Annotated in this window: 22 protein-coding genes, 2 rRNA genes and 1 pseudogene; 16 read left to right on the top strand and 9 right to left on the bottom strand. The window is 35.8% G+C overall.

All coding sequences use genetic code 11. The annotated features are described in order from the left end of the window. Both ACXYMZ_RS16410 and rrf read left to right on the top strand, forming a co-directional pair. Window positions 1-123 (top strand): 23S ribosomal RNA (locus tag ACXYMZ_RS16410); the annotation flags it as partial. A gap of 60 nt (window positions 124-183) precedes the next feature. Further along, window positions 184-299: ribosomal RNA gene (rrf, locus tag ACXYMZ_RS16405) — 5S ribosomal RNA — on the top strand. Between the two features lie 417 nt (window positions 300-716). On the opposite strand, the gene ACXYMZ_RS16400 is transcribed toward rrf, so the two are convergent. Together ACXYMZ_RS16400 and ACXYMZ_RS16395 are read right to left on the bottom strand one after the other, a co-directional pair. Further along, the gene (locus tag ACXYMZ_RS16400; protein ID WP_458949492.1) at window positions 717-917 is read right to left on the bottom strand and encodes a hypothetical protein; all 201 of its coding nucleotides are present in this window, start codon (window positions 915-917) and stop codon (window positions 717-719) included. 86 nt (window positions 918-1,003) lie between these two features. After that, window positions 1,004-2,257: a BaiN/RdsA family NAD(P)/FAD-dependent oxidoreductase gene (locus ACXYMZ_RS16395; protein ID WP_458949491.1), complete on the bottom strand. Its 1,254-nt coding sequence runs from the start codon at window positions 2,255-2,257 to the stop codon at window positions 1,004-1,006. A 168-nt stretch (window positions 2,258-2,425) separates the two neighbouring features. On the opposite strand from ACXYMZ_RS16395, the gene ACXYMZ_RS16390 reads away from it, so the two are divergent. From ACXYMZ_RS16390 to trmB, 7 genes are all read left to right on the top strand, one after another. After that, window positions 2,426-4,054, top strand: a complete 1,629-nt coding sequence (locus ACXYMZ_RS16390; RefSeq protein WP_458949490.1) for a putative polysaccharide biosynthesis protein — start codon at window positions 2,426-2,428, stop codon at window positions 4,052-4,054. Between the two features lie 14 nt (window positions 4,055-4,068). Next, a complete protein-coding gene (locus tag ACXYMZ_RS16385; protein ID WP_458949489.1) occupies window positions 4,069-4,797 on the top strand; it encodes a pseudouridine synthase in 729 nt (242 codons plus the stop codon). A gap of 26 nt (window positions 4,798-4,823) precedes the next feature. Then, window positions 4,824-5,378: an RNA 2',3'-cyclic phosphodiesterase gene (gene thpR, locus ACXYMZ_RS16380; RefSeq protein ID WP_458949488.1), complete on the top strand. Its 555-nt coding sequence runs from the start codon at window positions 4,824-4,826 to the stop codon at window positions 5,376-5,378. A 17-nt stretch (window positions 5,379-5,395) separates the two neighbouring features. Further along, entirely contained in the window at window positions 5,396-6,343 is a 948-nt protein-coding gene (locus ACXYMZ_RS16375; RefSeq protein WP_458949487.1) for an NERD domain-containing protein, read from the top strand. 6 nt (window positions 6,344-6,349) lie between these two features. Next, a complete protein-coding gene (locus tag ACXYMZ_RS16370) occupies window positions 6,350-7,267 on the top strand; it encodes a diacylglycerol/lipid kinase family protein (protein ID WP_458949486.1) in 918 nt (305 codons plus the stop codon). 91 nt (window positions 7,268-7,358) lie between these two features. After that, entirely contained in the window at window positions 7,359-8,174 is an 816-nt protein-coding gene (locus ACXYMZ_RS16365) for a phosphotransferase (RefSeq protein WP_458949485.1), read from the top strand. A gap of 27 nt (window positions 8,175-8,201) precedes the next feature. Next, entirely contained in the window at window positions 8,202-8,840 is a 639-nt protein-coding gene (gene trmB / locus ACXYMZ_RS16360) for a tRNA (guanosine(46)-N7)-methyltransferase TrmB (protein WP_458949484.1), read from the top strand. Between the two features lie 46 nt (window positions 8,841-8,886). Here trmB and ACXYMZ_RS16355 read toward each other — a convergent pair whose 3' ends face one another. After that, window positions 8,887-9,315: a YndM family protein gene (locus ACXYMZ_RS16355; protein ID WP_458949483.1), complete on the bottom strand. Its 429-nt coding sequence runs from the start codon at window positions 9,313-9,315 to the stop codon at window positions 8,887-8,889. Between the two features lie 387 nt (window positions 9,316-9,702). Here ACXYMZ_RS16355 and uraA point away from each other — a divergent pair, with 387 nt between their 5' ends. Beyond that, window positions 9,703-10,962 carry a uracil permease gene (uraA, locus tag ACXYMZ_RS16350; RefSeq protein ID WP_458949482.1) on the top strand — a complete coding sequence of 420 codons (1,260 nt, stop codon included), beginning with the start codon at window positions 9,703-9,705 and terminating at the stop codon, window positions 10,960-10,962. Window positions 10,963-11,394: 432 nt separating this feature from the next. On the opposite strand, the gene ACXYMZ_RS16345 is transcribed toward uraA, so the two are convergent. After that, window positions 11,395-11,592, bottom strand: a complete 198-nt coding sequence (locus ACXYMZ_RS16345; protein WP_458949481.1) for a hypothetical protein — start codon at window positions 11,590-11,592, stop codon at window positions 11,395-11,397. A gap of 161 nt (window positions 11,593-11,753) precedes the next feature. Here ACXYMZ_RS16345 and ACXYMZ_RS16340 point away from each other — a divergent pair, with 161 nt between their 5' ends. Next, complete coding sequence (locus tag ACXYMZ_RS16340; protein WP_458949480.1) at window positions 11,754-12,197, top strand: hypothetical protein; 444 nt, start codon at window positions 11,754-11,756, stop codon at window positions 12,195-12,197. 240 nt (window positions 12,198-12,437) lie between these two features. Here ACXYMZ_RS16340 and ACXYMZ_RS16335 read toward each other — a convergent pair whose 3' ends face one another. Beyond that, window positions 12,438-12,656 (bottom strand): hypothetical protein, encoded by a 219-nt coding sequence (locus tag ACXYMZ_RS16335; RefSeq protein ID WP_458949479.1) that lies wholly within the window; start codon window positions 12,654-12,656, stop codon window positions 12,438-12,440. Beyond that, window positions 12,628-12,795 (bottom strand): hypothetical protein, encoded by a 168-nt coding sequence (locus ACXYMZ_RS16330; protein ID WP_458949478.1) that lies wholly within the window; start codon window positions 12,793-12,795, stop codon window positions 12,628-12,630. The genes ACXYMZ_RS16335 and ACXYMZ_RS16330 overlap by 29 nt, the downstream gene beginning before the upstream one ends. Window positions 12,796-13,440: 645 nt before the next feature. On the opposite strand from ACXYMZ_RS16330, the gene ACXYMZ_RS16325 reads away from it, so the two are divergent. Continuing rightward, window positions 13,441-13,644 carry a hypothetical protein gene (locus ACXYMZ_RS16325; RefSeq protein WP_458949476.1) on the top strand — a complete coding sequence of 68 codons (204 nt, stop codon included), beginning with the start codon at window positions 13,441-13,443 and terminating at the stop codon, window positions 13,642-13,644. Between the two features lie 5 nt (window positions 13,645-13,649). Beyond that, entirely contained in the window at window positions 13,650-14,087 is a 438-nt protein-coding gene (locus tag ACXYMZ_RS16320; RefSeq protein ID WP_458949475.1) for a DUF6036 family nucleotidyltransferase, read from the top strand. 282 nt (window positions 14,088-14,369) lie between these two features. Here ACXYMZ_RS16320 and ACXYMZ_RS16315 read toward each other — a convergent pair whose 3' ends face one another. Next, entirely contained in the window at window positions 14,370-14,963 is a 594-nt protein-coding gene (locus ACXYMZ_RS16315; RefSeq protein ID WP_458949474.1) for a hypothetical protein, read from the bottom strand. A gap of 134 nt (window positions 14,964-15,097) precedes the next feature. Between ACXYMZ_RS16315 and ACXYMZ_RS16310 the strand changes: the two genes are divergently transcribed. From ACXYMZ_RS16310 to tnpC, 3 genes and pseudogenes are all read left to right on the top strand, one after another. Then, window positions 15,098-15,289: a hypothetical protein gene (locus ACXYMZ_RS16310; protein WP_458949473.1), complete on the top strand. Its 192-nt coding sequence runs from the start codon at window positions 15,098-15,100 to the stop codon at window positions 15,287-15,289. Beyond that, entirely contained in the window at window positions 15,286-15,639 is a 354-nt protein-coding gene (gene tnpB, locus ACXYMZ_RS16305; RefSeq protein WP_458949472.1) for an IS66 family insertion sequence element accessory protein TnpB, read from the top strand. Before ACXYMZ_RS16310 ends, tnpB begins: the two co-directional genes overlap by 4 nt. A gap of 68 nt (window positions 15,640-15,707) precedes the next feature. Beyond that, window positions 15,708-17,278 (top strand): annotated as a pseudogene (tnpC, locus tag ACXYMZ_RS16300) (IS66 family transposase). A gap of 147 nt (window positions 17,279-17,425) precedes the next feature. Here the strand turns inward: tnpC and ACXYMZ_RS16295 are convergent. Next, the gene (locus tag ACXYMZ_RS16295) at window positions 17,426-18,169 is read right to left on the bottom strand and encodes a glucose 1-dehydrogenase (RefSeq protein WP_458949471.1); all 744 of its coding nucleotides are present in this window, start codon (window positions 18,167-18,169) and stop codon (window positions 17,426-17,428) included. Between the two features lie 258 nt (window positions 18,170-18,427). Further along, entirely contained in the window at window positions 18,428-18,784 is a 357-nt protein-coding gene (locus tag ACXYMZ_RS16290) for a cupin (RefSeq protein WP_458949470.1), read from the bottom strand. Window positions 18,785-19,023: the final 239 nt, after the last annotated feature.

Here is a 19,023-nt window from a genome sequence, read left to right as displayed (position 1 = left end):
ATGAGACTTCCCATCACTTCAAGTGAGTAAGATCCCTCAGAGACGATGAGGTTGATAGGTTCGAGGTGGAAGCATGGCAACATGTGTAGCTGACGAATACTAATCGATCGAGGGCTTAACTAAATTCATAAAATGTATGTCGTTGATTTACTCTTATTTAGTTTTCAGGGTATAACCTGAATGTCTGGTAGTGATGGCAGAAAGGTCACACCTGTTCCCATACCGAACACAGTAGTTAAGCTTTCTAGCGCCGATGGTAGTTGAGACTTTGTCTCTGCGAGAGTAGGAAGCCGCCAGGCAAATAAAAGTACACCCACTAGTCATAGAAACTAGTGGGTGTACTTTTTTATATGAGTAAATTTTTAAGGTTGTATATTTTTCTTGCTTAAACTAATATATTGGGTTTCTAAAGTTGCTTCATATATTGGAAATCAATCATTAAATTTATATTCCGCTCAATACACAAGTGAATCCGCTCACTAAGCCTTGTAACTCGCTCCACCTAAAGCTCAAATCGCTCCATACCCAATTCAAACCGCTCAACAGTCCTCCAATTCCGCTCGATACCCAACTCAATTCGCTCCACTCCACAAATTCCTACCAATTAAATGTAGCAAACAAGCAAAAAAACAAATACTTGCCCAACTAACCTCCCCAGCACAATACACACCCCATATAAAATGCGCAATGTATAAAAATACACTGCGCATTGCTGTTTAGCTCATACCGAAGGGTCCTAAAGACTCTGAATGATTGCCTGAATTGGAATTCTTATTCTTACCTGGACTTTGGCCTCCTGGCATAAACTGTTGAAGCGTTTGGTCCAGTCCTTGGTTATTCCTACTCATCGAATAGTAAGTTGCTGCACCTACACCGATAGAAGCAATCAGGGGTAACCACATTCCATTCTTATTCATGATCAATCTGTCCCTTTCTGTCTAAGCTATCAGACAGTACTAGTTTGAACATTAACGAGGAAATCATCCATGGAAGAAAACGGAAACTACTTTGCATCACTTGCTGCATTCAACCCTGCAAGTCTTCCTGTAACAAGCGCTGAAGTAATATTGTATCCACCAGTATAACCATGAATATCTAGAATTTCGCCACAGAAATACAATCGATCCATTAATTTAGATTTCATCGTACTAGGAACAATTTCTTTTGTTGAAATGCCTCCGCCAGTAACAAAAGCTTTTTCCATAGGCAAAGAGCCATTTACTTTGAACTGAAATTGTTTCATATGTTGTGCAAGCTCTCGAATGTTTTCTTTCGATATATTACTGCTTTTTGTTTCGTGTTCAATTTCAAGTAAATCCAAGAAAAATTCTAAATATCTTTCGGGAATAATACCTTTCAGTACATTTCTAACTGCTTTTTTTGGATGCTCAACAAGTAAATCATTTATTTGTCTCATTACTTCTTCCATATTCATTGCAGGTAAGGAATCAATTTCTAAAGTCACATCTTTTTCTTTCATTAACTCTTTTACTGCAAATTGAGAGCAACGTAATATTGCAGGACCTGATACGCCAAAATGGGTGAAGAGCATGTCCATTTGATGGGTTATAATTTTCTTGCCTTTTTTATTAACTACCGAGACAGCGACATCACGAAGGGCTAGACCTTGGAGGGTTTTATTTTTTACAAATTCTTCTTCTGATGTTAAAGCGACTTCAGTTGGATAAAGTTTAGTGACGGTGTGTCCGGCTTTTTTTGCCCATGGGTAACCATCTCCTGTAGAACCGGTGTAGGGGACAGCTTTTCCACCAACTGCTATAACTACTGACTTTGTCACATATTTATCTCCATTTTCACAGATTACGGTATGCTCTGATGTACCGTAATCAATTGCTTTTACAATGGTATTAAGCTTTATTTCACCTTTTTGTTCAATTAATTTATTTATTAAAGCATCGACTACGGACTTAGCGGAATTGGATACAGGAAACATACGTCCATGATCTTCTTCTTTTAAAGCCACACCGAGATTTTCAAAGTACGTAATAATATCGTAGTTATTAAAAATAGAAAATGCACTATATAAAAATTTCCCGTTACCAGGAATATGTTTGATTACTTCTTCTTGAGGAAGTCGGTTTGTTACATTACAGCGACCTCCGCCAGAAATTGCGAGCTTTTTTCCAAGTTTTTTACCTTTTTCAATTAGAAGAGTATGTGCACCAGTTTCTGAGGCAGAGATTGCTGCCATTAATCCAGAAGGTCCACCACCGATAACGATTACATCATATACCATGATTATTCATTCCTTTCGTAAGTATATTACACTTAGTAGAAGTGAGAATCAACCAAAATTCATAAGGGTCATGATGAGAAGGTTGCTATTTAAGTTTAAAATATCGATTTGGCCTTGATATGTGTTAAAATATAGGTTATATCTATTAAATGAAATACAGGTGAAAATATGTCGAATTTTGTTCGAGGATCGCTACTCTTAACCGTAGCAACATTCTTATCGAAGTTTTTAGGGCTTATTTATGTCGTTCCTTTTAATGCCCTTGTTGGTGCGGAAGGTGCGAGTTTATATACATACGCTTATGTTCCATACAATATTATTTTAAGTATCGCAACGATTGGCATACCACTTGCCATGTCGAAAACAATTTCAAAATATAATGCACTTGATGATTATGCTACAAGTAGACGTTCCTTTAGAGTTGGAACATTTTTTATGCTTATAACAGGGATAGTTTCCTTTTTAGTTATGTTTTTTGGGGCAGATTTAATTGCTAGTTGGATGACGACGAACGAGGATCCAATGGAAGGGGTCGTACATGCCGATATTGTTATGGTTCTAAAAGCGGTTAGTTTTGCTTTACTAATCATTCCAGCAATGAGTATTATGCGTGGGTTCTTCCAAGGAAATGAATCGATGGGGCCTTCTGCAATTTCAACTGTTACTGAGCAAATTGTTCGGATTGCTTTTGTTTTAATTTCAATGTTTATTGTTGTCGTTATTTTAGATGGTACAGTTGCGACAGCTGTTGGTTTTGCAACGTTTGGTGCATTTGTTGGGGGAGTAGGATCTTGGTTTGTTCTTATGTATTATTGGAAAAAAAGAAAACCATTCCTCGATAAGCAGCTAAGGAATCAGCGAACTCGCAATCGCATGCCTACAAGAGATATTTTAAAAGAAATGCTGAGCTACTCTGGTCCATTTATCATTGTAGGGCTTGCAACTTCTTTGTATCAGCTTGTAGATACATTTACATTCCAAAGCACGATGATTGCAGCTGGATATGAAGAGTCATGGGCGTTTGGGGTTATCAACCAATTCGCACATAAAATAGTGATTATCCCTGGAACAATTGCGACAGGACTTTCTTTAGCAGTTTTGCCAGCATTAACGCGAACATTTTCCCAAAATAAAAAAGCTGAAGTGCATAAGCAAATCAATCAAGCATTACAAATTGTGCTTGTCCTTGTTATTCCTGCAGTAGTTGGGATTTATGTATTGGCAGATGTGTTCTATGCTGCTTTATACGGGTTTGAAGAGGATATTGCTGTTACTGGTGCGTTATTAGCTTGGTATGCTCCTGTAGGCTTGTTGTTTGCTCTGTTTACTGTTACTGCTTCGATGCTACAAGGAATCAACCAACAAAACTTTACAGTGCTCAGCTTAGCTGCAGGCTTATTAGTTAAAATTACATTGAACGTACAATTCATTTATTGGTTCGGGGCAAAAGGTGCTATTTTTGCAACAGGGTTAGCAGTTCTTGTGGCAGTAATTATTAATCTTTTACGAATCAAACGATCCGTGGCCTTTTCTTATCGAAAGATTTTTAAACGAACACTATTGATTTTAATCTTCTCGAGCATTATGGCTGGCGTTGTTTTATTAGTTAAAGCTGTACTCGGATTATTCATTCCTTATGAAACATCACGAATTGGATCGATTATTGTACTCTTAGCAGGTGTTGGTATTGGTGGCGGCTTATACTTATGGTTGGCATATGTCTCTACTTTATTCCATCATGTCTTCGGTGGAGAGCTTCCATTTGTAGATAAAATAATTCGTAAATTTCGCAGATAAAACGGAGGATGACCATGCGTTTAGATAAAATGCTTTCTAATATGGGGATTGGTACTCGTAAAGAAGTAAAAGAAATCCTCAAGAAAAAACTAGTAACAGTTAATGACAAAATTGAAAAAAACGGCAGTAAACATATTGATGTAAATAATGACGTGATTAAATATAAGGATGAGGTAATTGTTTACCGAGAATTCATCTATCTTATGCTGCATAAACCCGCAGGATACCTGTCAGCAACGGTGGATAAAAGGGATAAAACAGTTATTGATTTAATCAGTGCTGATTATGCCCATTTTGAACCTTTTCCAGTTGGACGTTTGGATAAAGATACAGAGGGCTTGCTGCTATTAACGAATGATGGAGAATTGGCGCATCAACTTTTAGCACCCTCAAAAGATGTTGAGAAGACGTATTATGCAAAAGTTAAGGGAAAAGTTACAGAAGAAGATGTGGAAGCATTTCAAGCAGGAGTCGAAATTGAAGAAGGCTCGTTAACAAAGCCTGGAAAACTTGAAATACTCCATTCTGATGATATATCCGAAATTGAATTAACGATTACAGAAGGAAAATTTCATCAGGTAAAGCGCATGTTTAAAGCAGTTGGCAAAGAAGTGATCTATTTAAAACGCCTGCAGATGGGGGAGATTCAGCTCGATCCTTCTCTACCTATAGGAAAGTACCGAGAATTAAATGAAGCTGAATTAGCGTATTGTTTGGCGATGAAAGAGAATGCTAAGAAATAACGAATCAATCAAGTAGAGGTGGACCTATGACACACTATTTTTTAGCAATTCCCATACCTGAAACTTTGAAGAATCCTTTTCTAGAATGGCAGGAAGACTTGAAAAAAGTCCTTCCTTATAAAAGATGGATGCACTCTGCTGATCTCCATATTACGCTGCAATTCCTAGGTGAAGTCTCAGATTCGAAGCTTCCATCTATCATTGAAAATATTCATAAGCATTCTTACGCAAAATCGTTTATAATTGAATTAGGCTCTATCGGTTTCTTTGGTAACAGGACTAGTCCGAGCGTTTTATGGGTAGATGTTAAAGCAACGAAGGAATTATTAGGGCTACAAGAAAAAGTTGCTGATGTCATGGAAAGTAACGGGTTTCCTAAAGAAAAACGTCCGTACCGACCACATGTAACACTCGCGAAAAAATGGGGGAGTAAATCTCCTGTTTCAGAGGAAAAAATGAAAGACCTACTTCATACCTATCAGGGGGAGCAATCATTTCTCGCTGATAGCTTTATATTATACAAAATACATCCCGGCCAAATCCCAAGCTATGAAGAAGTTGCTATTTTTCCTTTAAATTAAAGAGGAAGAGAAAGGTGGTGGCTCCAATCGCACAGTTAATTAAACTACAAGATTATATTACAAGATATGAATGGGATACGTATCGTTATCCAACACAATATATCCGTCTCAAAAAAGCAAATTGGGAAAAGCTTTATGAGGCATGGAAAAATCCAGAGGAAATCGAAGAAGTTATCGAAGAACCAATCGAAGAAGAAAGTAGCTCCATGTTCTCAAGGGTTTTCGATAAATTTAAAAAACAAAAAGTAGAATCAGAAGTTATAAGCGAGCCCGAGGTTGAAGAAACAAACGAGCCGCTGCCTAAGACAGAATTAGAATTGAAGCAACAATACTTAGATAATCTATTAAACTTCCAAATGAAATGGGCAACATCAACCGTTTCACGCAGTTCATTTGTGGATCGAGCATATTATAAAGACCCCTTATTAAAATATTTATTACAACGTTTTCCCGATACATTCTTACTTATGTATTATCCAATTTTTGAAATTAAGAAAGCTCCAATCGAATCAGACATCATCATGATTACACCGATAGGAATTGAAATTATTCAATTTGTTGAGCTTGATGAGGATGTCATGATCATGGCAGGTGACGAAAGAACATGGCATGTCGATTCTCCAACAAATCCAAGAAAAATTTTAAATCCTACTATTTCATTAAGGCGGGCTGAGAAGCTTGTGAAAAGTATTTTGGCTACGGAGCAAGTAGATTTTGCTGTGAGGAAAACAGTTTTATCAAGAACAAATAGAATTGTCTATGGTACTGCACCATTTAATACGCAAATCGTTGGTAAAGAAGATTATGATGAGTGGTTCCAAACGAAACGCAAGCTCGTTTCACCGCTAAAAAGCTCACAAATCAAAGCTGCAGAAGTATTGCTTAAACATTGTCAAACATTGTCTGTCCGACGTCCGGAGTGGGAAGAAGATGACACCTCAACGATAATGGACGAGGAGGACTAAAGAGTTATGTATGTATTTATTGTAAACCCCCAGGCTGGTAACGGGAGATCAAATTTTATCTTTGAGAAATTACAAAAATCGGCAACTTATCAAGAATTAAATACGGTCTATTATTATTCGGAATATGAAGGACACGCAGAAGTGATTGCGGCATCCCTTTTGGAAACAACAGAGCATACGATTGAAAAAATCATCGTTGTTGGCGGGGATGGAACCATTCACGAGGTAATGAATGGGTTAGGGAATACAGATATCCCAGTTGGTTTTATCCCTGGTGGTTCAGGAAATGACTTTGCGCGTGGTGTTGGAATTAAGGGAAGTCCTGAAGAAATACTTGAAAAAATTGTTTCGGGGGAAAATATCGTTGATTACTGGTTAGGTAACTATGAAAAAGATGGTGAAAAACAGCGCTATTTTGTGAACAGTATGGGTTTTGGTTTTGATGCTGCAACTGCACACACTGCGAATCACTCGTTTTATAAAAAGTATTTTAACCAGTTAAGAATCGGTACCGCTAGCTATGTCATTGCTATTTTACAAGTACTCCTTAATTATAAGCGGATGACATTCCATATCTATCTTGACGGCGAAAAGAAAACGGTTGAAAATTGCTGGCTCGTGTCCATCGGTAATCATCCTTTTTATGGTGGTGGGATGAAAATTATGCCAAATGCGAAAGTGCAAGCAGATAAATTTTCTGTACTAATCGTTCATTCACTTCCAAAATGGAAGGTTCTTGCTTTATTCATGCTCGTTTTCACAGGAAAACATGACAAAATAAAAGGTGTAGAATTACTAGAAGCAGAACAGTTTAGCATTGAAACTGAGGATGAAATCTATATGCAAGTTGATGGACAAACAATGAAATGCATGCGAGCCGAAGTTTCAAAACATAATCAAAAAATAAAAATTATCTCTACATAAAAGAAGGAAAATCCGTTGAACAGTTGTAATTTTACGCTATTCAACTTACAATGGAATATCGAACGCTTAAAGTGAAAGATGGGGAATATTCATGAATGACTGGCTTAGACAAGCATTAGGGAAAGAGTGGACCATGACTCCTGCTGGGGGTTTAACAGGTGATGCATATATTGCACAAAAGGGTGAGCAGAAACTGTTTCTAAAAAGAAATACATCACCTTTTTTAGCTGTACTTTCTGCAGAAGGTATTGTTCCAAAACTTATTTGGACGAGAAGATTAGAGAATGGTGATGTCATTACTGCACAAGAATGGCTTGAGGGCAGAGATTTAACACCTAGCGATATGAAAAATGAACAGGTGACGAATTTACTGCATAAAATCCATCATTCACCAGAACTTTTACATATGCTTATGCGTTTAGGAAAAAAACCTGTCACATCAGATGATAGCCTAATGTCCATCTCGACCAGGATACAAACTGAAAACCTCATCCATGAATATGAAGAAATAAAGATTGCTTTAGAAAACCTAGAAAGACTTTTGCCGCTGACAAGGGATCAAAAGTTAACTGTTTGTCATGGCGATTTAAATCATAATAATCTTCTCATGTCAGAGTCTGGTGAGATTTTCTTAATTGATTGGGACAATGCAACAATCACAGATCCAGCAACTGATTTTGGCTCTATTTTAAAATGGTACATTCCAAGTGAAAATTGGAATGAATGGTTAAAGAATTATGGTATCGAAAACAATGAACACTTATATGAAAGAATGCACTGGTATCTGCTTTTAGATGCACTGGATTACATTAGTTGGCATCGTTCAAGAGGAGAAGAGTCGAAGGTCCAAGAAAGACTTGAAAAGCTAAAAGCTCTTAATCAGTGTGTCGCTGAATACGTGAAATAATTTATCATAGTAAGGAAGGTAAAATAAATGCGTCAACGTTATAAACCATGGGCTGATGATTTTTTAGAGGAGCATCAAGACCTAATTGTTCCAAACCCAACAGAACATAAAGGGAAATGGAAAAATATATTTAAAAAAGAACAACCGATCCATTTAGAGATTGGAACTGGTAAAGGTCAATTTATTGTTGGAATGGCTAAATCTTATCCTGAGATTAACTTTATCGGAATTGAAGTAGCAAAAAGTATTATTGTAACTGCTGGAGAAAAAGCACTGGAAGAGAAGTTAGATAACCTAATTCTTATTCACGCAGATGCAAATAATTTATTGGATTACTTCGCAACAGACGAAATTTCTGGACTTTACTTAAACTTCTCGGATCCTTGGCCGAAAAATCGCCATGAGAAAAGAAGATTAACGTATAAGAAGTTTCTTGAACAATACCAAGAAGTGCTGATTCCACATGGAGAAATCACTTTAAAAACGGATAATCGTGGGCTTTTCGAGTATTCGTTAGTAAGTTTTACTTCCTATGGAATGAAATTAGAGGAAGTAAATCTAGATCTACACGAAATTGAAGATGAAAAAAATATTATGACAGAATATGAGGAGAAATTCTCAGCTAAAGGCCATCCAATTTATCGCTGTCGCCTGACTTTTAAATAAAAATAGTATGTGTTGTTTAGTTTATCAAACAACACATACTATTTTTTTATTCTTTATCAGGGTGAATTTCTTTACTTGCTTCCGTTTGATAGCGCATTGCTGGAAAAGGTATAAGGACACCTTTTTTCTTTGGTAATACTTTTTCTTTCATATAAATGTGAAAAACGGCCTCGCAAAACGTAAAAGCATAAGCGATTGAAGCAGAGATAAGAACAACAGAAACGGACTGGCCAATAAAGAATGAAGTAAGTAACCAAACACTTAAAAATGCTACACCCAAGTCGATGATGGATGCTACAACATTATTGAATGTCGGTAAGATTAGTAAATCCCCGAATACATATGTAACTCCAGTAATAACAACTGAAATTGTTATTATTTGCTGCAACGTCATTTCTTGAAAAATCCCAAGAAACGATAATACGATAATCGTTGTAAACACAAATTTGATACCAATAGCCTTAAGATGACTCATCCCAATCCCTCTCTTCCAAAAATTATACTATTAGTATGGTTGAGAAGTGGAAAAGCTATACATATAGGAAAAGTCTAATTTCAATAATTTTTTAAGAGCTTTTTAGATAAAATGAAGTGGTTAAAATTCTATTAAATAATTTCCACTTGACTTTTCTTCAATAGATTTGTAATATAGCAGAAGTAGAATAATTAGTTACCTTTAAATCGGTCCTGTGAGGCTGGCAAGGTGATGCGGAAGAGATATGTATATTTGTGCCTGTAAATCATTGGACGAGTATAGTATCTCAAACTATCTGCACCTTGCTGAAATAAAGGCATGGTGTTTTTTTGTATAGAAAAACACCAATCATAGAAAAAAATACATATTTTAGTGGGGGAAAAGAGAATGAGTCAAAGAGAAATTCAAGTAGATGAACGATTACCATTGTTACAAAGTTTACCATTAAGCTTACAGCATTTATTTGCAATGTTCGGATCAACAGTACTCGTACCAATATTATTTGGAGTTGACCCAGCAACCATTCTATTAATGAACGGGTTTGGAACGCTATTATACATCTTTATTACCAAAGGTAAAATCCCAGCATATTTAGGATCAAGTTTTGCATTTATTTCACCCGTCACACTCGTACTTACACAAGGTGGGGGATACGGAGCAGCATTGGGTGGATTCTTCGTTGTTGGTGCTGTACTCGTATTAGTTGGGATTATTGTAAAATATGCAGGAACAAACTGGATTAATGTTATTTTCCCACCTGCAGCAATGGGTTCGATTGTAGCTGTTATCGGACTAGAGCTTGTACCTGTAGCTGCAGGTATGGCAGGTCTGATTGAAGAAGTAGGTGTTCCTAGAGACACAACTGCAATCACTGTTTCATTACTAACGCTTGGAGCAACAATAGTCTTTTGGGTAACCATGCGTGGATTCTTAAAAATCATTCCAATTCTTTTAGGGATTGTCACAGGGTATATCATCGCAACGATTTATGGAATTGTCGATTATACAGCGGTAAGTGAAGCAGCTTGGATTCAATTGCCTACTTACTATCAAATTGAGTTTAACTGGACAGATATTCTGATTATTTTACCAGCTGCACTTGTATTAGTCCCTGAGCATATCGGTCACTTAGTAGTAACTGGTAATATTGTGAAGAAGGATTTAGTAAAAGATCCTGGTCTAGATCGTTCGCTTTTCGGTAATGGTATTTCTACAATGATTTCTAGTTTAGTTGGTTCAACACCAAACACTACTTATGGTGAGAATATTGGTGTACTAGCAATTTCAAGAGTATACTCTACATGGATTATTGGTGGAGCTGCAGTCATTGCAATTCTCTTGTCATTCGTAGGAAAACTTGCAGCATTAATTTCATCCATTCCTACTCCTGTAATGGGCGGAATCTCGTTACTACTTTTCGGAATCATCGCAGCAAGTGGTATACGTATGCTAGTTGAAGCAAAAATTGATTACAGTAACTCTCAGAATTTAATTCTAACTTGTGTGGTGTTAGGAATTGGAATTAGTGGTGCAAGCATCAATATTGGTACTGTTGCTTTATCTGGTATGGGCCTTGCTACAATCGTTGCAATTGTTGTTAGTCTCTTCTTCAAAGTCTTAGATGTTTTAAAACTATCAAACGAATAATAGGAGTTAACGGGTTCGGTTGATGGGGGAAAAATGCAATTGACAATGTAAATACAGGTTGATTAATATTTATTTCAACACTGAAATAGAAATATAATAAACAAGTATAAACGCTTAGATTTTTCTGAGCGTTTTTTACGTAGTGTTTTTAAGCCTAATTATCCATAATCAAGTTCTAATTTTCTTTTATCTTATAATATAGCCAAGGGACTCCGTTAAATAATATAATTCCTGATACAGCTGAAAGAAAGATGAATTGACTTATAACATTCAACAAAAATAGCGTTACTAATGCTAAGATGAAAAATCTCCTCCAATACAGAATAAATTTATTCATATAAACTCTCCCTTTAATACAATCGTATTAACGTTCTCCTTGCTATGTTAAAGCACCCGTTTACTACAAGAACTATTCAAGTTCAGTTTGTAAATTCATTTAAAACTATAATAAACTCTTTTTGCCATTTTCCCAAAAATCAATGCAACAACGAATGTAAATACGCCTGCAAGAGTAATCGTTAAAGCCATTGGCTGGTTTAAAGTAAGCGGAACAATCAGCATCAATTCACCGATAATTATTATTGCCGTTCCAACCATAATTGGTATTAAAGTAAGAGACCTTCTTAACATAAAATAACACCTCCTATAACAGTAATGTTAAGCTATTCTGTTGAAATATTTAAGGTGCTCTATAAAATTATATGCTATAGTACTAATATCGAGATGTTTTCTAGAGCATTTCTCATTTTTATTGTGGTGATTACATGGACCATGAAGAGTACAAAGTATATTTGAAACAGCAATATTCTCATAAGATTCGACCGTTACAACCAGTTAATGACGTTATCTCAGCATTTCGTAAAAAATTAGATCTTATCGAAACAGAACTATCTGAATCCGAAAATATTTTCTTTGAAATGACAATTCTTAACTATACTCATGCACACAAGAACGACCCTATAATATCTAACTTGGATAACTTAAATTTCATTTCGTATGAAGTAGTAAAAAATGAAAAAAGTGATTATTACTACAATCATATGAAGATTAACTCTGGTAATGAAAGAATACTTGTCATTATTGAAACCCAGTTAAATGAAATAACCTCCAATTGCGAAGAACTAAAAGTTGATATGCTTATCGAACGTGGAATCGACAAATCCCATGTTAAACAAGACACACCTGAGTTTTTTGCATATTTAATGCTTTTTGATTCTCATAATGAGAATCATTGACTACGAGAGAGGATAAAAAGATGCCAAATAACAATATCTTTCTACTTATTCATCTTTACTAACTCTATAGTATAAGTTCAACTAAAAAGGTGCATTCTCCTTCTTTTAGGATTGCACCCGTTCGTTTAAGCTTTCTATTTCATATAGCATCTGATTACTATTCACCTAAAATAATTTATTTTGTCAGTGATGAAAGCTTTAATAATCAAGCTTTCAAATGAATCATACATAGGTTAAACTTTAAAATAAACTTCTGCACATATGAAGGACTCTTTCAAGATCATGGTTATGCAACGTACCTAATTGTCGTTTTAATTCTGAACAATGCACAGAAATGATTTTTGATGTACGCACAACGGAAGGCTGCTTCGCTTGATGAGAATCTTTAAAAAGCCCATTCACAAGCCAAACATCAACCTGTTTTATCTTATCAATCATTGTATAAATCATCTTCTTCATTATCCCACCAGGAATAACTTTCGTTTAATCTTATGACTTCACTATCCATATACTTTTCTTTAATCTTATCAAGGACTTTTTGTTTGTCTTTATCGTTTAACTTATCAATTTCATTAATGATTTTCTCTGGAAGAGACATTTTAAACACCTCCAAGTATATTTTTTATACATGGTCTAAGCAATTAAGAAAAACATCGTTCGCTATAGGATATAGGGGGTTATATAATGAAGAGAATTTTTTCTTTCTCTTAGGATTGCACCCTTATAATCCAATAATAACTTTAAAGGAGTAGATTGTAATCTTCACTTTTTTCTAGGAGTATGTCCTCTCATTACCCCTTTTAAAATTTCCAGTAATCTTGGCTATTATTAATTGAATCTCCTTTTCATTTGAGGCTAAGTTAATTTTCTCCATAAACTTCTCAGCATCTTTCCCTCTCCACAAAAAATATAACACGCTCACCAATTATATAAAGTTGTAATTATCTATTTTTTCTTGTTCAATTAATCTTCCTCAAAAATGTTTCTGCTCTCATTATAATTCCACTCCTTTTGTGATTTTGCAACATAAACGATCTGTACTTTTCATTTAAAAACTACTGTATTATAGTTAGATTTTCTTTGTGGTATAAGGAGAAGTTCTGCAACTAAAAACAAGGAAACGTATTGTGGAAGTTGACTTACCGAAGAATGTGCTTACATACTGAATACTTTTTAAACGAAGCAACATATAGTATAATAAGAGAAGAATTATCCATACTGCTCTTATAGGAGTGGTAAGGATATGAATAAGAAAAGGGAAGGGGATGTTGAAATGGTTGTTCTTACTCAAAAAGAAATCGAAAATCGAGTTACACGAAATTCGAGTAGGTACAAGAAGACCATTGAACAAATCACTTCTGATATTCGTTCACAAGGCTTGAAAAAAGGTCGTCGTAGACCAAAGGATCCAACAGAAGCACTCATTTTAAATAACTTTAAGAAGTAGGTGGCTTGTCTGTTGAAATCTACTCACAGTCCGAATATGCAACGAGAGACATTGATTTTGTTTCAGATGGATATCTCAAAATAGAAGATGTTCTGTACGATTTAAACTTTGAAAAAATGGGTCGTATATTTTTCCGTTCTGATATTGAAGTAGCTGTAGAAGTTCCTGATAACGTTCTGGCAGGCAGCTATGAAAAGATTGTGAAGTTTCAACTGGATGATGACTATTACATTTATCTCATTTCACCAGAGGATATTATCTTAGACAGACTAAGAGCTGCTATCCATTGGAATTCGGAAGAGGATCGTCTTTGGTCATTTAGGTTGTTATCTTTCAACTACGACACAGTTGACATTGAATACCTCAAAGAAAATACGGAAGACGATAAAGAACTTGCCCTCCTAAATGATTGGTTAACCCATTTAAATAATGCACAAGATTAAAGCATTGCGGAAAGCGTAGTGCTTTTTAGTTTGCAGTAAATAATCTGCTTTTGTTACGTACATAAAAAAAGAGCCTATCGTTAGTGTTACGGGTTCAGATACGGGGGAGAAATACATTAATAACAGTGTTAAACGCGTACTATTTAACAAGCATTTCTCAAGCCACTAAATGCCCTGTTCGTAAAAAAAGACCGTCGTATTGACGATCTACTTACTGTGTTAAAGCACCCATTAGTTTTAGTACAATTCTTCACAATAAAATTTTAGACGTATCAGCAACTATTATTCTTTTGTTTGAGGAAAATCGAGAGTCTTACTACTGAGAATCTTTCTCCCTAATACAATAAAGGGAGTTATTGAAATAAGAAGAACCAGAGAAATAATTATTAGAATCGGTTTTAATATTTCTATGTTTTTTTGTAAAGACTCTAATTTATAGGTCAACTTTAAAGTTACAACTTCTCCACCCCTCCATATAATCGGGGTATTCGTAACAGCATATTGTACTCCATCTCTTGTTTGTATTTCACTTGTTGCCCTTTCTTTAAAAGAAGCTTTTTCTGTTAGGTTAATATTATTTCCTCTAAAAATTGTCATTAATGACTTTTGCCTTTGATCTATTACTTGAATTATTCCGTTGCTTGGTACTAACAATCTAAGTAGTTGAGTGAGTTGGTCATCATCCATATTTTCCGAATAGTTACTTATAGTTTGAGTTATTTGCTCGGCTTTTGATTTTAGTTGGTCTAACTCATTATTCAATGCAACCTGATGAAATATAAAGTAAAGCGAAGTATTACTTAGAGGGATAATCATTAATAGCCAAACGGTTAAGAATTTAAAGACGAGACTATTGGACATAATATTCTTTTTCAACTAATTCCACTCTCCCTTTTTATATTACTTTCATATTAAGGAAGTTAAATGGTAAGCCCGTAATCAAACAACGCATACAAGAAACCAGCACCTCCTGCTAAGATAGAAATATCAATTGAAGGAGGTGCTTTTCTATGCCACATGAAGAACTGATCATCGTCCCCGTAACACTCCATCCTAAAAAGAAAGTAGTGATCCCGATAGAATCTCCGGGAGTTCCAGCCCCTGTTTGTACGGTGAAATCAGGCAGCCTTGAACTTTCCTTCTTTAACGGTGTGGATGAGCATATCATTCAAACCGTGATAAGGGAGTTGAAAAATGGATGAGGCAAGATTACACAGCCGTCAAAAATATTTATATCGTTTGTGGTAAAACGGATATGAGAAAGGGAATTGACGGACTAGCTACGCTCGTTCAAGATTATTTCGAGCTAGATCCATACGGAGATTCCATCTTCTTATTTTCTGGTCGGAGTAAAGATCGTTACAAATGTTTATATTTTGACGGGGATGGATTCGCAATGCTTTATAAACGTTTAGATAATGGTAAGTTTCAATGGCCTAAAAATGAAAATGAAGTTCGAAACTTATCTCAACAAGAGCTTAGATGGTTGCTTGAGGGATTAACCATTCAACAGCCAAAAGCAATACAAAAATCGACAAAAGGTGTTTTTTAACTATTCATTCTTCGTTTCATAGCGTATACTATAGCTATCTTAACAGGAACGAAAGGCGGTGAAGTTGCATGGTTCGATCTTCTCCTAACCAAAATGATAGATTAATTAAACTTTTAGAAGTGCAATTAGAGCAAACCAATGCACAGAATAAAGCATTAACGAAACAGGTCGAAGCATTGACCGAGCAAGTTCGCCACTTAACGAAGCTATTATATGGATCAAAAACGGAGCAATCAAAATACAATTTGCCCGATGGGCAAACGTCTTTATTCGATGAAGATGATGACGATTCTTTTAACTGTTCTGAGCACACAGAAGAACAAAGCCAACAGAAGATCATATACACTGTTGAACGTAAAGCAAAGAATAGAAAGCGCAATGATTTTCTGGCGGATAATCTTGAAACAGAAGTTATTCATCATCACCCGAAAGATACGACGTGCAATTGTTGCCAGCAAGCCATGACGGAAATGGGCAGCACGGTTGTCCGAGAAGAAGCGATGTTTATTCCGGCAACGATGAAGAAAATCCAACATGTCGAGCACGCTTATGAATGTAAAAGTTGTAAAGGAGATACCTCTCAACGTGCACAGATTAAAAGAGGCCAAGCACCACTGGCTCCTATTCAGCGTAGCCTGACAAGTCCTAGTGTTCTAGCAAAAGTAATCTATGATAAATTTATCCAATACCTTCCCCTTTACCGCCAGGTAAAAGAATGGGAGCGGTGTGGTTTATTTACGAACGATAAAAACTTATCGAACTGGGTGATTCGAACCGCTCAGGATTGGTTGCTTCCTGTGTACGAGCGAATGAAGGATATGATGATGAATAAATCCATTCTTCATGTGGATGAAACATACGCAAAAATCATTCATCGTTCCGATGGGAACAGGGAAATACCAATGCTTATAATTGGGTGTATCGGAGCGTTCTTAGTCAAGGACCAGTGATTGTTCTTTTCCAAAGTGCATTGTCTCGTGCGCGCTCAGTTTTAGAAGGGTTTTTAAACAACTTAAAGGGAACGATTATCTGTGACGGCTATTCGGCATACGACAAAATCCCGCATGTTTCCTTCGCAAATTGTTGGGCACACGTGCGGCGGTATTGGCTGAAAGCGGACAGTAAAAAAGGCAGGATTGGTGTGAATTATTGCGATGAACTTTACCGCTTAGAAAGGGAATTCAAACATTTATCCCCGAGCAGGCGAAGAAAAAGACGTCAGAAACATTCGAAGCCAATCGTCGATGCATTCTTTCAATGGATTGAAGAGTCTCCCTTTTTCGGAAATAACGCGATAGGCAAAGCAGCTATATACACACTAAAACTAGAAGATGGCCTTCGTGCCTTTCTCTACGACGGACGCCTTGAAATGGATAATAATCCAGCCGAAAATGCGATACGACCTAGTGTGATTGGTAGAAAAAATTGGATGCATTCCGTCAGCGAAGCTGGTGCCGAGGCCAATGCGATCTGTTTGAGCATGGCAGAAACAGCAAAAGCCAACGGTATAGATTTCTATCAATATTTGGTGAGATTACTAACGGATCTACCGAATCTGGATATCCATCGAACACCAGAAATATTGAATCAGTACATGCCTTGGTCGAAAAAAATTCAAGCAACATGTGCAAAAATATAAAATAACCGTAAATCTGTCTAAAAAATCACAGATTCACGGTTATTTGTCGTTCCTATTTTTAATTACCATTACTTTTACTACAATATTTTCTTAGTTCGGGCTTACTCTCAAAGTTCATTTTTAATTTTGTATTCCGCTTTTAATTTGTTATATTGCGGTGTACCCACCATCGATTACTAATTCTGACCCTGTAGTATAAGCAGATTCGTCTGAACCTAAGTAAATAGCTCCTTGTGCAATCATTTCAGGATCACCTAAGTGACCCATAGGCGTTGCGTCAATCATTGCACTTGGATCAGGAACTAACTCCATTAATTCTGTATTCATATACGCTGGATGAATTGTATTAACTCTAATACCTTTTTTAGCTAAATGAAGAGCTGCTGATTTAGACATTAAACGAACAGCACCTTTTGAAGCACTATATGACAGTAACTCAGAATCACCAACAAGCCCCGCTATAGAAGACATATTAATGATTGAACCTTTACTACCTGAAGCCAGTATTGCTTCAGTACCATATTTTGTGCCTAAAAACACACCATTTAAGTTGATATCCAATAATTTTTTCCAATCTTCAAATGTAGTTGTTTCAATATTTCCATGTGTTCCAATACCAGCATTGTTGACTACTATATTTAGATGACCAAATTTTTCTACCGTTACTTTAACAATGTCTTTCCACTGGTCTTCATTTGTTACATCTAAATTATACGAAAGAACATCGCCATTAAGGTTATTAATTTCTTGCTCAACTAGTTGTAACCTTTCTTCATTAATATCTGAAATTACTATTTTAGCACCCTCTTTTGCATAACCTAATGCAATGGCTTTTCCTAAACCTGCTGCTGCCCCTGTGATAATCGCTACCTTACCTTCTAATCTGCCCATATTCTATTACCCTCCCAATTTGTAGTTCAACACATTACTACCCTTAATTAAATTACCTTTAATTAAAAGTAGTTTAAATTAAGTATAAATCCTCTTTAAATATTTATCAACGAATCTGCTTTTACTATTTGCATTTTGAGGAGTTAAATATCATATTTTGTTAAAGATTATTGTTGAACAATCCTGCCCTTTTAATAAATTCAACAATAAAAGGTGCTAATCCTTTTTAAAGGATCGTACCCTTTAGTAGAATATTATTTATTTCTTTAGTGACATAAATAATGCAGGGTTCAATTCTTCACTTTCAATCACAATAGCCGTTAATCCCACATTAGTTTTAGTTTCGTGCCATTCATCTTTGTCCCAAAAAACAGCATCACCTGACTCAACTTTAAAATATTCGTTTTTTTCATTACGTACATAGCCCTTACCGTTCAAAATTAAAAGTAGTTGGGGTACGACTGCCTGATGATAGCCAACGATACCATTTTCATCTAAGTGCATACATCCTATGTTAGTTGGTTTATCTGTTTGAATAATACGAGACATAATAAAATCTGAATTGAATTGCGAAATCTTTTTACCGCTGTCTTTACTAAATTTATAAAAATCCATTTTGTCCTCCTAAAATAAATATCTTATATTCTAAAGTTCTCTATCGTTATTAAATTAACCTGTCGCTTTAACGCAATAGGAAGCTATCTCATTCAACAGCTCCTTATTCAGCTAAAGCACCCGTTTGTTGAAGAATACTTACTGTTTTTTTCGATAAACATTCGTCTTGTATTGGTTCCATTCCGTATTCAATTGATTCCAGTGTGTTATCTTCCAGGGATTGAAAAAAGTTTGTCCAT

The organism is Oceanobacillus sp. CAU 1775 (assembly GCF_054482815.1).
Note: the sequence above shows the minus strand (reverse complement) of the source record. Positions and strands in the feature narration are given on the sequence as shown.